The organism is Ectopseudomonas oleovorans, assembly GCF_029845265.1.
Taxonomy (GTDB): Bacteria; Pseudomonadota; Gammaproteobacteria; order Pseudomonadales; family Pseudomonadaceae; genus Aquipseudomonas; species Aquipseudomonas oleovorans.
In genome coordinates, this window is sequence record NZ_JAOCLK010000003.1 from 126891 (window position 1) to 140551 (window position 13661).

Annotated in this window: 10 protein-coding genes and 1 tRNA gene; 4 read left to right on the top strand and 7 right to left on the bottom strand. The window is 63.7% G+C overall.

The genetic code is table 11. The features are described 5' to 3' along the window. Nucleotides 1-36: 36 nt before the first annotated feature. The 4 genes from N5J71_RS02940 to N5J71_RS02955 form a co-directional block, all read right to left on the bottom strand. A tRNA-Arg gene (locus N5J71_RS02940) sits at nt 37-111 on the bottom strand. Nucleotides 112-257: 146 nt separating this feature from the next. Continuing rightward, nucleotides 258-1655 (bottom strand): sodium-dependent transporter, encoded by a 1398-nt coding sequence (locus N5J71_RS02945; protein WP_074681339.1) that lies wholly within the window; start codon nt 1653-1655, stop codon nt 258-260. 88 nt (nt 1656-1743) lie between these two features. Beyond that, entirely contained in the window at nt 1744-2802 is a 1059-nt protein-coding gene (locus N5J71_RS02950; RefSeq protein ID WP_075748502.1) for a Leu/Phe/Val dehydrogenase, read from the bottom strand. Between the two features lie 81 nt (nt 2803-2883). Further along, nucleotides 2884-6351, bottom strand: a complete 3468-nt coding sequence (locus N5J71_RS02955) for an indolepyruvate ferredoxin oxidoreductase family protein (RefSeq protein WP_279916261.1) — start codon at nt 6349-6351, stop codon at nt 2884-2886. 198 nt (nt 6352-6549) lie between these two features. Here N5J71_RS02955 and N5J71_RS02960 point away from each other — a divergent pair, with 198 nt between their 5' ends. After that, a complete protein-coding gene (locus tag N5J71_RS02960) occupies nt 6550-7017 on the top strand; it encodes an Lrp/AsnC family transcriptional regulator (RefSeq protein ID WP_017679111.1) in 468 nt (155 codons plus the stop codon). Here N5J71_RS02960 and N5J71_RS02965 read toward each other — a convergent pair. Continuing rightward, nucleotides 7014-7964, bottom strand: a complete 951-nt coding sequence (locus tag N5J71_RS02965) for a DMT family transporter (protein ID WP_100549226.1) — start codon at nt 7962-7964, stop codon at nt 7014-7016. The genes N5J71_RS02960 and N5J71_RS02965 overlap by 4 nt on opposite strands. Before the next feature lie 278 nt (nt 7965-8242). Here N5J71_RS02965 and N5J71_RS02970 point away from each other — a divergent pair, with 278 nt between their 5' ends. After that, nucleotides 8243-8503 carry a DUF6316 family protein gene (locus N5J71_RS02970; protein WP_045735255.1) on the top strand — a complete coding sequence of 87 codons (261 nt, stop codon included), beginning with the start codon at nt 8243-8245 and terminating at the stop codon, nt 8501-8503. A gap of 10 nt (nt 8504-8513) precedes the next feature. Here N5J71_RS02970 and N5J71_RS02975 read toward each other — a convergent pair whose 3' ends face one another. Both N5J71_RS02975 and metE read right to left on the bottom strand, forming a co-directional pair. Next, nucleotides 8514-9503 carry an alpha/beta fold hydrolase gene (locus N5J71_RS02975; RefSeq protein ID WP_100549228.1) on the bottom strand — a complete coding sequence of 330 codons (990 nt, stop codon included), beginning with the start codon at nt 9501-9503 and terminating at the stop codon, nt 8514-8516. Nucleotides 9504-9701: 198 nt separating this feature from the next. Then, nucleotides 9702-12005: a 5-methyltetrahydropteroyltriglutamate--homocysteine S-methyltransferase gene (gene metE / locus N5J71_RS02980; RefSeq protein ID WP_279916262.1), complete on the bottom strand. Its 2304-nt coding sequence runs from the start codon at nt 12003-12005 to the stop codon at nt 9702-9704. A gap of 168 nt (nt 12006-12173) precedes the next feature. Here metE and metR point away from each other — a divergent pair, with 168 nt between their 5' ends. Further along, a complete protein-coding gene (gene metR, locus N5J71_RS02985) occupies nt 12174-13091 on the top strand; it encodes a transcriptional regulator MetR (RefSeq protein WP_279916263.1) in 918 nt (305 codons plus the stop codon). Between the two features lie 141 nt (nt 13092-13232). Beyond that, nucleotides 13233-13619: a hypothetical protein gene (locus N5J71_RS02990; RefSeq protein WP_055986526.1), complete on the top strand. Its 387-nt coding sequence runs from the start codon at nt 13233-13235 to the stop codon at nt 13617-13619. Nucleotides 13620-13661: the final 42 nt, after the last annotated feature.

The following is a 13661-nucleotide window of genomic DNA, read 5'->3' on the forward strand; positions in this document are numbered from 1 at the left end:
GTGCGGAGAAACACGCCAGATCGAAGAGGATGAAGATGGCGTCCCCTGCTGGAATCGAACCAGCATCTAGCCCTTAGGAGGGGCTTATTCTATCCGTTGAACTAAGGGGACCTGGCCCAGCGAGTGGTGTCGCCAAGACCGCGCGCATCTTAGCGGCGTCACGCGGTTTTGTCATGCCGTAGAGCCGCCTATCCGGTAATGTCTCAAGCGACAACCCCACCCCACACCGGCTCGGCGCAGGGTGGAGGCATACTCAATCAGAACAACCCGAGGCTGTGCAGGAATACCACCAGAATCCCCAGCGGCGTGACCACGCGCAGCGCCTGCCACCACAGCGCGAACAGCTGTGGCTGGTCGATGCCGATGGATTCCTGGACCAGCTTGCGGCTCAGTGCCCAGCCCGCGAACAGCACGGTGGCCAGGCCTCCCAGCGGCATCAACAGGTTGGTGGTGAGAAAGTCCAGGCTGTCGAAGAAGGTCTTGCCCAGCAGAGTCACCTCGCTCCAGGCGTTGAACGACAGGACCGTGCCCAGGCTCAGCAACCAGAGCGTAATACCGCTGGCCAGCACCGCCTTGAGACGGCTGATGCCGAACTTCTCGGTCAGCCAGGCGATGGTCGGCTCGCTCAGGGAAATCGCCGAGGTCAATGCGGCAATTGCCAGCATGATGAAGAACAGCCCCCCGATCATCTGCCCCAGCGGCATCTGGCCGAAGGCAATCGGCAGGGTGACGAAGATCAACCCCGGCCCCGCGCCTGGCTCCAGGCCGTTGGCGAATACCAGCGGGAAGATCGCCAGCCCCGCCAGCAGCGCCACACCGGTATCGGCCAGCGCCACCATCAGCGCGGTTCTGGCGATCGAGGTCCCCGCCGGCAGGTAGGAGCCGTACGCCATCATCGCACCGCTGGCCAGGCTCAGGGTGAAGAAGGCATGCCCCAGCGCCACCAGCACGCCCTGTCCGCTGAGCTTGCTGAAGTCGGCATCGAAGAGGAAATGCACCGCCTGCATGAAGTGCCCGGTGGTGGCCGCGTAGCCCACCAGCACCAGAAGCAGCACGAACAGCCCCGGCATCAGAAAGCGCAATGAGCGCTCCAGCCCGCCACGCACGCCGAAGGCGACGATAGCCAATGTCAGCAGCAACACCAGCGTGCCGTAGCCGGCCAGCTTCCAGGGGTTTGCCAGCATGGCGCCGAACAACGCCCCGCTGCTCTCCCCGTTCAAACCACTGAAGCCACCGCTCATGGCCGTGGGTGTATAGGCCACGGCCCAGCCGGCGATCACCGTATAGAAGCTCAGGATCAGAAAGCCGGTCAGCACCACCAGGGTGCCCAGCCAGCGCCAGTGCCGGCTGGCCCGCGCTTCCCTGGCCAGAGCGGCGATAGCCCCCTCTGGATTGGCACGGCCACGACGGCCGATCATCACTTCGGTCATCAGCAGCGGAATACCGATGGCCAGGATGCACGCCAGGTAGACCAGGACGAAAGCGCCGCCGCCGTTCTGCCCGGTGATATAGGGGAACTTCCAGATATTGCCCAGGCCGACGGCCGAACCAGTGGCAGCAAGGAAGAACACCCAGCGCGACGACCACAAGCCGCGCCCAGCGCTGTTGCTGGAAGCGCCGGCGATGGCGCCGGAAGCGATGCTGTCTTGACTCATTGGGACTGGCCCTCTTGTTGTTGTGAAAAGTCAGGAGGCAGGGGTGGTCGACCCACCCCGTGATTGGCGCGCATCGAGGGTACGCAGGTCACAGCCCGCCTTGCAGGCGCTCGCGGGCCATGCGGTCGGCAATCGCGGTGGTGGTCGCGCCTTCGCGTTCGGCGCGCTGGAAGATCTCCGTCAGGGTCGGGCCGATGCCTTCGATATGCGCCTTGAGCTGCGCGGCGCTGCCACCGGTGCGCTCGTAGCAGACATCGATGATGCCGCCGGCATTGATCGCGTAGTCCGGCGCGTACAGGCACTCACGGCGACGCAGCAGCTCGGCCAGGCTGGCGTCGGCCAGCTGGTTGTTGGCCGCACCGGCGATGATCGGCGCGCGCAGGGCTTCCAGCGTCTGCAGGTTGATGATCGCGCCCAGCGCGCACGGCGCGAACACGTCCACATCGAGACGGTAGATCTCATGCTGACCGACCGCAGTAGCGCCAAGCTGGCTGACGGCGCGCTGCACATTGGCTTCGACGATATCCGTCACCCACAGCTGCGCACCGGCCTCCTTGAGCAGTTTGGCCAGGCCGAAACCAACCTGCCCCACGCCCTGGATGGCCACGCGAACGCCGCTGAGATCCTGACGCCCCAAGCGATGCGCCACGGCCGCCTGAATGCCGATGAACACGCCATAGGCGGTCGAAGGCGATGGATCACCGTCACGGCTGCCACCGCCGAATGCCTCACGCTGCCCGGCGCCAGCCACGTGGCGAGTGCGCTCGGCCATGATGCGCATCTCAGCCACGCCGGTGCCGGAATCCGCTGCGGTGACGTAGCGCCCGCCCAGGCTGTCGACGAAATCACCCATGGCCTGGAACAGCGCCTCGCTCTTGCCTTTATGCGGGTCGCCAATGATCACGGCCTTGCCGCCACCAAGCGGCAAGCGTGCCAGGGCCGATTTGTAGGTCATGCCGCGCGACAGACGCAGCACGTCGCGCAGCGCTTCCTCGTCACTGGCGTAGTTCCACATGCGGCAACCGCCCAGCGCAGGGCCAAGGGTGCTGTCATGAATGGCGATGATGGCTTTCAGGCCGCTGGCCTTGTCGTGGCCATAGACCACCTGTTCGTGCTGATCGAAGTCTACGTGAGTGAAGACGGACATCGGGTTACCTCGGTTTTCGGGTCGTAAAAGGCCGCCCCTCTCCCGCGTGGGAGAGGGTGGCAAAGGGGATAGGTCTGAGGCTCAGGCAGCCGGTTCGAACAACTGCACGGCGGCGATCTCGCTGACGGTCAGGCGTGCCTTGAGCTGCGTCGCCTGTTCGCGCGCCTTGGCCAGCGCCGCCTCCTTGACGTGACCGTAGCCGCGGATCTGCTCGGGAATCTCGGCCAGCGCCACCGCGGTGCGGTAATTGTCGGCCTTGAGCTCGGCGAGCAGGTAGGCCACGTTGGCCTCGTATTCCTCGATCAGCTCGCGCTCCAGGCGACGTTCGGCACTGTGACCGAACGGATCGAGCGCGCTGCCACGCAAGAACTTGAAGCGCGCCAGCACGCCGAACGCCTTGAGCATCCAGGGGCCGAAGCTGCGCTTGCGTGGCTGGCCGGTGGCCGCATCGGGCTTGCTCAGCCAGCTCGGCGCCAGGTGGAACTGCAGTTGGTAGTCACCTTCGAACTGGGCCTCGAGCTGCTTGCGGAAGGTCGCATCGCTGTACAGACGCGCCACTTCGTACTCATCCTTGTAGGCCAGCAGTTTGAAGTAGTAGCGGGCCACGGCCTTGCTCAGGCGCTGCTGCGCATCGGTGTCGACCTTGCGCACACGCTCGACCAGCTCACGGTAGCGTTCGGCATAGGCCGCGTTCTGGTAGGCGGTCAGACGCTGCACACGGTCGGATATGATCTCCTCCAGGGTGCTGCAATGCGGCGCTTCGACCACTTTGGGCGCGGCGAGTTTTTCCACCGCAGCCAGGTCATGCGCAGCACGACGGCCCCAGAGGAAGGCCTGCTGGTTTAGCTCGATAGCCACGCCGTTGAGTTCGATGGCCTTGTTGATCGCTTCGGCCGATACCGGCACCAGTCCCTTTTGGTATGCATAGCCGAGCATGAACAGGTTGGTGGCGATGCTGTCACCGAGCAGGCGAGTGGCCAGGCGGGTGGCGTCGACGAAGCGGGTCTTGCCCTCGCCCACCGCCTCGCTGATCGCCTCGCGCATCGCAGCGCCGGGCACTTGGGCGTCCGGGTTGCGAGTGAACTCGGCAGTGGCCGCTTCATGGCTGTTGATCACCGCATGGGCAATCTTGTCGTTGAGCTTGGCCAACGCCTCTTCACTGGACGACACCACCAGGTCGCAGCCCAGCAGCAGATCGGTCTCCCCGGCGGCGATACGCACGGCGTAGATGTCGCTCTGCTGCGCGGCGATACGAATGTGGGTGATCACCGGGCCGAACTTCTGCGCCAGGCCCGCCTGGTCGAGCACGGTGCAACCCTTGCCTTCGATATGCGCAGCCATGCCCAGCAGCGCCCCGACGGTGGTCACACCGCTACCGCCAACGCCGGGCAGGAGGATGTTCCAGGGGCGGCTCAGGGCCGGTTGCTTAGGCTCCGGCAAGGCGATGAACAGCGCGCTCAGGCCAACGGCCTCGGGCTTGCGCAGGCCGCCGCCGTGCACGGTGACGAAGCTCGGGCAGAAACCATCCAGGCAGCTGAAGTCCTTGTTGCAGGCACTCTGGTCGATCTCGCGCTTGCGCCCCAGTTCGGTTTCCAGCGGCAGTACCGACAGGCAGTTGGATTTGACGCTGCAGTCGCCACAGCCCTCGCACACAGCAGGGTTGATGAAGGCGCGCTTGGCCGGGTCGACCAGCTTGCCGCGCTTGCGCCGACGGCGTTTCTCGGTGGCGCAGGTCTGGTCGTAGAGGATCACCGAGCAGCCTTTGACCTCGCGCAGCTCGCGCTGCACGGCGTCCAGCTCGCGACGGTGATGGAAGGTGACGCCCGGCGCGAAGGTGGCGCGGGTCGGGTACTTGTCCGGCTCGTCGCTGACCAGGGCGATGCGCTTGACGCCCTCGGCATGCACCTGCTGGCTGAGCTGGTCGATACGCAGTTCGCCGTCGAGGGGCTGGCCGCCAGTCATGGCTACCGCGTCGTTGTAGAGGATCTTGTAGGTGATGTTGACCCCGGCGGCCACGGCCGCACGCAGGGCCAGATGGCCGGAGTGGAAGTAGGTGCCGTCGCCGAGGTTCTGGAACACGTGCGGCGTATCGGTGAACGGCGCCTGGCCGATCCAGGTCGCGCCCTCGCCGCCCATCTGGGTGAAGGTGTCGGTGCTGCGGTCCATCCACTGGGTCATGTAGTGGCAGCCGATGCCGCCGAGAGCGCGGCTGCCTTCCGGCACCTTGGTCGAGCTGTTGTGCGGGCAGCCGGAGCAGAAATGCGGGGTGCGCACGGTCTTGTGCTTGGGCGCGGCCAGGGCCTTTTCCTTGGCATCGAGGAAGGCCAGGCGCTCTTCGATGGTCGGGCTGCTGTAGATCGGCGCCAGGCGCTTGGCAATCACCCGGGCGATCATCGCCGGAGTCAGCTCGCCCAGGTTCGGCAACAGAGAATTGCCCTGCTCGTCGAACTCGCCGACCACGCGCGGACGCTTGCCCACTGGCCAGTTGTAGAGCTGGCCGGTGAGCTGGTCTTCGATGATGCTGCGTTTTTCTTCCACCACCAGAATTTCGTCCAGGCCTTCGGCGAACTGGTGCACCGACACCGGCTCCAGCGGCCAGCTCATGCCGACCTTGAGCACGCGCAAGCCGACCTTGGCGCACAGCGCCTCGTCCAGGCCGAGGTCATCCAGGGCCTGACGCACGTCGAGGTAGGACTTGCCGGTGGTGATGATGCCCAGACGCGGGTTGGGCGAATCGAGCTTGACCTGGTTGAGGTTGTTGGCCAGGGCGAAGGCGCGCGCGGCGTAGATCTTGTAGACGTTGAGGCGCTTTTCCTGGGCCAGGGGCGGATCGGGCCAGCGGATGTGCACGCCGTCTTCCGGCAGTTGGAAATCCTCGGGGATCTTGATCTGGATACGCAGTGGATCGACGTCCACCACGGCCGAGGAGTCGACGTTCTCGGCGATGGTCTTCAGCGCTACCCAGCAGCCGCTGTAGCGCGACAGCTCCCAGCCGATGATGCCGTAGTCCAGCACTTCCTGGACGTTGGCCGGGTTGAGCACCGGGATCGACGCGGCGATGAACGCATGCTCGCTCTGGTGGGCGATGGTCGAGGACTTGCAGCCATGATCGTCACCGGCCAGCAGCAATACGCCGCCGTGCTTGGAAACGCCGGCCGAGTTGCCGTGCTTGAACACGTCGCCACTGCGGTCGACGCCCGGCCCCTTGCCGTACCACATGGCGAACACGCCGTCGTAGCGCGCACCGGGGAACAGGTTGGCCTGCTGGCTGCCCCACACTGCGGTGGCGCCCAGCTCTTCGTTGACGCCGGGCTGGAAGTGGATGTGGTTTTCCTTCAGGTACTCGCGCGCACCCCACAGACTCTTGTCCAGACCGCCCAGAGGCGAGCCGCGATAGCCGGAGATGAAGCAGGCGGTATTGAGTCCGAAGGCGGCGTCACGCTGCTTCTGCAGCATGGGCAGGCGAGTGAGCGCCTGAGTGCCGGTCAGATAGAGGTGACCAGTAGCGAGGCGGTATTTGTCATCCAGGCGGATTTCGGCCAGTGACATGGAGCGCTCCTTTTATTGTTATGGCGAGCACAGGGAGCGCGACGGTAGACACGCTCCGTTGAGTCCGGTCACAGGATCGCTGCGACGGATTTGCCTAAAGCATGACCGGAGGGTTCCGCTTTTTTCTTTCTATTTTCGAGTATCGAAGGCGATACTTCGCATGATCCTTCCAACAATCACAATAAATTGGAAACAATCATGCAGGACAAGCTCAGCCCCATCGACCGGCGGATTCTCCGCCTGCTGCAACACGATGCCGACCTCTCTGCCGCCGAGGTAGCCGAGAAAGTCGAGCTGTCGCAATCGCCCTGCTGGCGGCGTATTCATCGTATGCAGGAAGAAGGGCTGATCGAGCGCAAGGTCGCCCTGCTCAACCACAAGCGTCTGGGGTTTGGTATCACGGTGTTCGTCGACATCAAGCTGTCGGCCCACGGGCGCGGCAATCTGGATGAGTTCGAGCGGGCCGTGGTCGGCTACCCGCAGGTGCTGGAGTGCTACAGCATGGCCGGCGGCTCGGACTACCTGCTCAAGGTGGTGGCCAAGGACATCGCCGATTACGAGCGCTTCCTGCGCGACCACCTGCTGCAGCGCCCGCATGTGCACGAGGCGCACTCACATATCGCCATGAGCGAGGTCAAGCGCACCACCGAGCTGCCGCTGGATTAACGCCCTGCCCTGCGCGCCCGCCAAGCGGCCAGCAACGATGGGCCGAGCGCGGTGAGTGCCGAGCCAAGCACCACCACCACAGCGCCGGCGTAGGCGATCCAGTTGACCTGCTCGGGCAGCACGTGGTCCGGCCACCAGGTCGAGGCCAAGGCCACGGAGACGAAGGTCACCAGCGGTGTCAGCGCCAGGGTCGCGCTGACCCGTGAAGCTTCCCAATGCGCCAGTGCCTCGGCGAAAGCGCCGTAGGCGACCAGGGTATTCAGGCAGCAGGCCAGCAGCAGCCAGCCCTGCAGCGGGCTCAACTCCAGTACCTGCATTGGCTGCGCCCAGGGCGTCAGCAGCAGCGCGCACGCCAGGTAGATGACCATCATCACCTGCACCGAATTCCACGAGGTCAGCAGTTGCTTCTGCGCCAGGCCGTAGAAGGTCCAGACGAAGGCAGCCGCCAGCACGGTCAGCACGCCGGTGGTATAGGTGGTCAGCGAGGTCAGCAGCTCACCCAGGCGCTGGTTGAAGAACAGGCCGAAGCCCAGCAGCATCACCATCAGGCCAATCGCCTGGCCCAGGCTGAAGCGCTCGCGAAAGACGAACAGGCTGCTGATCAGCAGCAGGATCGGCGCCACCTGGATCACCAGTTGCGTGGTACCGGGGCTGAGCAGGTTGAGCCCAACCAGATACAACACGTAGTTGGCCGTCAGCCCGCCAATGGCCAGCGCCAGCAGCCAACCGCCCTTGCGTCCCAGCGGCCGAAAACGTGGTAACCGGCGACTCGCAGCGAGATAGGCAAACAGCAGAGAACCGGACACGGCCAGGCGATACCAGGTGACCGTCACCGGGTCCATCACCTGCAGAACTTCTTTCAACTTGATGGGCAGGATGCCCCAGAGCACGGAGGTGATCAGGGCGAGCAGCAGGCCGTACATCCAACGGCCGGAAGAAATGTGCATGGCAACCTCTGGCAGGCGGCCAACAGAGCATGTCGACCGCAGCAGAGCATTCTAGGAGAGGCATGCCCCCCTACACAGCAACAGTTCAGCCCGGTTGCCGAGCGAAACTGTACTGCTCAGCATCCACAGGACGCCAGCCGACCGGCGCCAATAATTCAAAAAATCCGCTAAAAGACGCTAACAGGCTGCCAAAATCTACCATCTGTCGTTTTGCCAAGCACGTCGCATTGGCCACAGTAGACTCAGATTATCCAGAACCTGCAGATGGAGCTCTCACCATGTTCGGCCAACGCGATATCGACCCCCAACCGGGCACGCATTACCGCAGTTCACGTCTGAGCGCCGTCAACGGCCAATACTTCTTCGCCACTCGCGAAGGCACGCTGGAAGGCCCCTTTATCTCCCGCCATGACGCCGAGCAGAGCATCACCCGCTATATCGAGCGCATGACCATGGCCAACAAGCTGCTTCGCCACAGCAGCGAGCACATCGACCATCTGCAGCGACGTGAAGCCATCAAGCACAATCAGGAGCTGTGAGCGCTCGCCCTTACAGATGCGCCAGGCCCAAGTCGCCCCGATGCGCCGCGAGATGTGGCAACACCGCGGCCAGCAGAGGCTCCTTGAAGGCATCCTGAAAGCGATGCGCCAGGCCCGGAATCAACTTGAGCTCCGCCCCCTTGATATGCGCCGCCACGTGTACGCCATGCATCACCGGCAATAGCGGATCGGCCGTGCCGTGCACCACCAGCGTCGGCACTTTCAGGCGATTGAGCAGCTCGACCCGACTCGACTCGGCAAGAATCGCCAACAACTGTCGCTGCACGCCTTCGGGATTGAAGGCACGGTCATAGGCCTGCTCGGCCTGATGCAAGAGCAAGGCACGATCATCATGCACCGCAGGGCTGCCGAGCGCCGCGAGCAAGTCTGCCTGCTGCTGCAGAGCGGCCTCGCGACTCCCCGCCTCGCGCCTTGCCAGCAGCGCCACCAGCGCATCGCTGGGTGCAGGCAGTCCTTGAGCACCCGAGCTGGTCATCACCAGCGTCAGACTGAGAACGCGCTGCGGCGCCAGATCGGCCAGGTGCTGGGCGATCATGCCGCCCATGCTCGCACCCAGTACATGGAAGTTGTCGACGCCCAGACGATCCATCAACCCCAGGGCATCGCCCGCCATGTCGCGCAGGTGATAAGGCGCACCGAGCGAAAGGCCCAGGCGATAGCGCAGCACCTCGTAAGGCAGGTTGATGCTTGGCGCCGGTCGCCGCCAGGTGCTCAGCCCGACGTCACGATTGTCGAAGCGCACGACGCGAAAACCCTGCTGACACAGGCGCTCGACTACCTCGTCAGGCCAGTGGATCAACTGTCCGCCCAGCCCCATTACCAACAACAGCGCCGGATCGTGCTCGTTGCCGATGCTTTGATAAGCCAGGCGCACCTCACCGAGATCCGCATAACGGGTCGGCTCGGACAGGTCGCAACGATTGGCCGCAAAAGACGGCAGACCGCAAAGCAACGCGGCCATGAAAATGAATGCACGCATGAAAACACCAGAAACGCAGAACCCCACTGAAACTCGAGTCTGATGAAAGTCATTCGACGGCGCTGCCACACAAGCGTGACAGTTTGATGAAGGAGGACGAACGGTTGCCCAGGCGGTGACCAAAGGTGCTGCCCAGAGCGTCGCGAACGCCCCTCTCACTTAGCTGTGGGAGGGGCTTCAGCCGCGATTACCGGGGAATCAGGCCAGCTCGGCCCGCAACTGCCTGGCGGCCGCCACCATATTCACCAGCGCTGCCTCGGTCTCCGGCCAGGCGCGGGTTTTCAGGCCGCAATCGGGGTTGACCCACAGACGTTCGAGCGGGATCCGCCGCGCCGCCTTGCGCAGCAGGTTGGCCATCTCGGCGCTGTCCGGCACCCGTGGCGAGTGGATGTCGTATACACCCGGGCCGATTTCGTTCGGGTAGGCGAACTTCTCGAAGGCCTCCAGCAACTCCATGTCCGAACGCGAGGTTTCGATGGTGATCACGTCGGCATCCATCGCCGCGATGGACTCAATCACATCGTTGAACTCGCTGTAGCACATGTGGGTGTGGATCTGCGTTTCGTCACGCACGCCGCTGGCGGTCAGACGGAAGGCCTCGGTGGCCCAGTCCAGGTAGTGCTGCCAGGCGGCCTGACGCAGCGGCAAGCCCTCACGGAACGCGGCCTCGTCGATCTGGATGATCTTGATGCCGGCTGCCTCCAGGTCCACCACCTCGTCACGAATCGCCAGCGCCAGTTGCCTGGCCTGCACCTCGCGTGACACGTCCTCACGCGGGAACGACCACATCAGCATGGTCACCGGGCCGGTCAGCATGCCCTTCATCACCCTGTCGGTCAGGTCCTGGGCGTACTTGATCCATTCCACCGTCATGGCCTTGGGTCGGCTCAGGTCGCCAACGATCACCGCCGGTTTGACGCAACGTGAGCCGTAACTCTGCACCCAGCCGAAGCGGGTGAAGGCATAGCCATCGAGTTGTTCGGCAAAGTACTCGACCATATCGTTGCGCTCGGCCTCGCCATGCACCAGCACGTCCAGCCCCAGGCGCTCCTGCACCTGTACCGCCTGGCGAATTTCGCTGTGCATGGCCTCGGTGTACTCGGCTGCACTGAGCTTGCCCTGCTTTAACGACTGCCGCGCCAGACGGATGGCCGAGGTCTGCGGGAAGGAGCCTATCGTCGTGGTCGGCAACAATGGCAGTTGCAGGCACTCACGCTGTTGTTCGATGCGCTCGGCGAACGCCGACTGGCGCTGGGCATGACGCGGACGAATCGCCGCCAGACGGGCCTGCACCTCGGGTTTGTGAATACGCCCTGAAGCCGCACGAGCAGCCTGTACTGAGCGGCTCGCTTGCAAGGCGGCATGCACAGAAGCGTCTTCCGGCACCTCCAGGGCCTTACCGAGCAATGCGACCTCCTGACATTTCTGCACGGCAAAAGCCAGCCAGCCTTTCAGCTCGGCATCGAGCTGGTCTTCGCGCATCAGGTCCACCGGGCTGTGCAGCAGCGAGCAGGACGGCGCGACCCACAGCCGGTCGCCCAAACGCTCGTGAGCGTGGCGCAGCACCTCAAGGGCTTTCTCCAGATCGCAGCGCCAGACGTTGCGCCCGTTGACCACGCCCAGCGACAACACTTTATAAGCCGGCAGACGGTCGAGAATGGTCGGGTACTGCTCCGGCGCACGTACCAGGTCGATATGCAGGCCATCTACAGGCAGGTTGGCGGCCAGACCGAGGTTGTCTTCCAGGCCGCCAAAGTAGGTGGCGATCAGCTTCTTGCACGGCTCGCGCTGGATCAGGTTGTAGGCGCGCTCGAAAGCGTTCTTCCACTCTTGCGGCAAATCCAGCACCAAAATCGGCTCGTCGATCTGCACCCATTCCACGCCCTGCGCGGCCAGACGCTGGAAGATCTCGCCATAGACCGGCAGCAGACTTTCGAGCAGCTCCAGCTTGTCGAAGTCGCCTCCCTTGACCTTGCCCAGCCACAAGTAAGTCAGTGGTCCGATCAGCACCGGTTTGACCTTGTGCCCGAGAGCATGCGCCTCAGCCACTTCCTCGAACAGTTGCTCCCAGCTCAGGGCGAACTGCTGATCCTCTCTGAATTCCGGCACCAGGTAGTGGTAGTTGGTATCGAACCACTTGGTCATCTCTTGAGCATGAGCACCGCCGCAGCAAGTACCGCTGCTCTTGTTTGCAACGGCTCCACGCGCCATGGCGAACAGAGTGTCCAGCGTCGGCTTGCCGGTAGCCGGACGGAAACGCTCGGGGATGACGCCAAAGGCCAGCGAATGACTGAGCACCTGGTCGTACCAGGCGAAGTCACCCACCGGCAGCAGATCGATGCCGGCATCCTTCTGCAATTGCCAGTGCTCGGCGCGCAGACGCTGGCCGACGGCGCGCAAGCCGGCTTCGTCCAGCTCACCTTGCCAGTGGGCTTCGAGGGCTTTCTTCAGTTCGCGGTCGCGGCCGATGCGCGGGAAACCGAGGGAATGGGACAGGGCCATGTCGTGAAACTCCAGAATCAATCGAGATGGCGCCATTCTCGGCATCGACACCGAGTGAGACAAACTCAAGATTTTCGTCTTGATCTAAAGATTTACTCATGTAGGCTGTATGAACCATTTTCATCCAGCTCTGGCATTGGATGAGTGAAACCCTCGCAGAGACCCGCCATGCTCGAGCTACGCCACCTGAAAACCCTGCACGCCCTGCGCGAAACCGACAGCCTGGTGGAGGCCGCCGAACGCCTGCACCTGACCCAGTCGGCCCTTTCGCACCAGTTCAAGGAGCTGGAAGAACGCCTGGGTCTGCAGCTGTTCGTGCGCAAGACCAAACCCGTGCGCTTCACCAGCGCCGGCCTGCGTCTGCTGCAACTGGCCGACGCCACCCTGCCGCTGCTGCGCGGCGCCGAGCGTGATTTGGCGCGCCTGGCCGGTGGCACCGCTGGCCGCTTGCACATGGCCATCGAATGCCACAGCTGCTTCCAGTGGCTGATGCCGACTATCGACCAGTTCCGCGATGCCTGGCCGGAAGTGGAACTGGACCTGGCCTCGGGCTTCTCCTTCGCCCCGCTGCCCGCGCTGGCCCGAGGCGATCTGGACTTGGTGGTGACTTCGGATCCCATCGAGCTGGCCGGCATCACCTACGTGCCACTGTTCACCTATGAGGCGATGCTGGCCGTGGCCAATCAGCACCGCCTGGCGCACAAGGCCTTCATCCAGCCGCAGGATCTGGCCACGGAAACCCTGATCACCTACCCGGTGGAACGCGACCGCCTGGATATCTTCACGCGCTTTCTCGAACCCAACGATATCGAGCCGGCCCAAGTGCGCACCTCCGAACTGACAGTGATGATGATGCAACTGGTGGCCAGCGGCCGCGGCGTCTGCGGCCTGCCCAACTGGGCGCTGCACGAATACAGCTCACGCGGTTATGTGACGGCCAAGCGCCTGGGCGACAAGGGCCTGTTCGCCACCCTGTACGCCGGCATCCGCACCGATATGCTCGATGCACCCTTTATGCGCGACTTCCTGCTCACCGCCAAGGACACCTCCTTCGCCAATCTGGAAGGAGTCAGCGTGGCGCGCTGAGCGGCTGGCCCCACTTCACAGAGTGGCGTTGCACGCCCGCAATAGCGATTTGCTAAAACCGTGATCTGAATCAATTGCGCATGGCTGCAACTAAGCCTTAATCAAAGCGTCAGTATTCAATAGGCACGGAAACCAAATCCCATGATCCAGGCGATGCGCAGCCGCTATAGAGCATTCAGCAGAAATCTGCTGGCGCTCTGGTGTGTGCTGCTTATCGCCTGCTCCTTCGCCCATATTCAAGTCGCTAGCGCCCACACCCACGACGCCGCCGAGGTCGTCTCCTACAGCGGCCACGAGCATGCCAGCCATGATCACAGCACTGCGGATAGCTGCAGCGCCGTGCAGAACGCGCCGCTCAACCAGCAACTGCTCACGCTCTTGGCCTTGACCGCCCTGTTCGCCCTGGCTGGCAGCCTTGGCCTGTTCAGCGATCTGCAGCGGCGCAGCGGCCGCTTGCTGCGCATACCCTTATTCAGCCCCGGCCTACCCGCGCCCATTCGCAAGCAGCTGCATCGCTATAACGAATAGCGCCACTCTCCCCCGCTAAAACCCGCAGCCGCGCTGCGCCGG

What these genes read in the sequence shown, in the direction of transcription:
- N5J71_RS02945 (WP_074681339.1), bottom strand. Translation starts at nt 1,655, where the DNA reads ATGAGTCAAGACAGCATCGCTTCCGGCGCCATCGCCGGCGCTTCCAGC.
- N5J71_RS02950 (WP_075748502.1), bottom strand. Translation starts at nt 2,802, where the DNA reads ATGTCCGTCTTCACTCACGTAGACTTCGATCAGCACGAACAGGTGGTC.
- N5J71_RS02955 (WP_279916261.1), bottom strand. Translation starts at nt 6,351, where the DNA reads ATGTCACTGGCCGAAATCCGCCTGGATGACAAATACCGCCTCGCTACT.
- N5J71_RS02960 (WP_017679111.1), top strand. Translation starts at nt 6,550, where the DNA reads ATGCAGGACAAGCTCAGCCCCATCGACCGGCGGATTCTCCGCCTGCTG.
- N5J71_RS02965 (WP_100549226.1), bottom strand. Translation starts at nt 7,964, where the DNA reads ATGCACATTTCTTCCGGCCGTTGGATGTACGGCCTGCTGCTCGCCCTG.
- N5J71_RS02970 (WP_045735255.1), top strand. Translation starts at nt 8,243, where the DNA reads ATGTTCGGCCAACGCGATATCGACCCCCAACCGGGCACGCATTACCGC.
- N5J71_RS02975 (WP_100549228.1), bottom strand. Translation starts at nt 9,503, where the DNA reads ATGCGTGCATTCATTTTCATGGCCGCGTTGCTTTGCGGTCTGCCGTCT.
- metE (WP_279916262.1), bottom strand. Translation starts at nt 12,005, where the DNA reads ATGGCCCTGTCCCATTCCCTCGGTTTCCCGCGCATCGGCCGCGACCGC.
- metR (WP_279916263.1), top strand. Translation starts at nt 12,174, where the DNA reads ATGCTCGAGCTACGCCACCTGAAAACCCTGCACGCCCTGCGCGAAACC.
- N5J71_RS02990 (WP_055986526.1), top strand. Translation starts at nt 13,233, where the DNA reads ATGATCCAGGCGATGCGCAGCCGCTATAGAGCATTCAGCAGAAATCTG.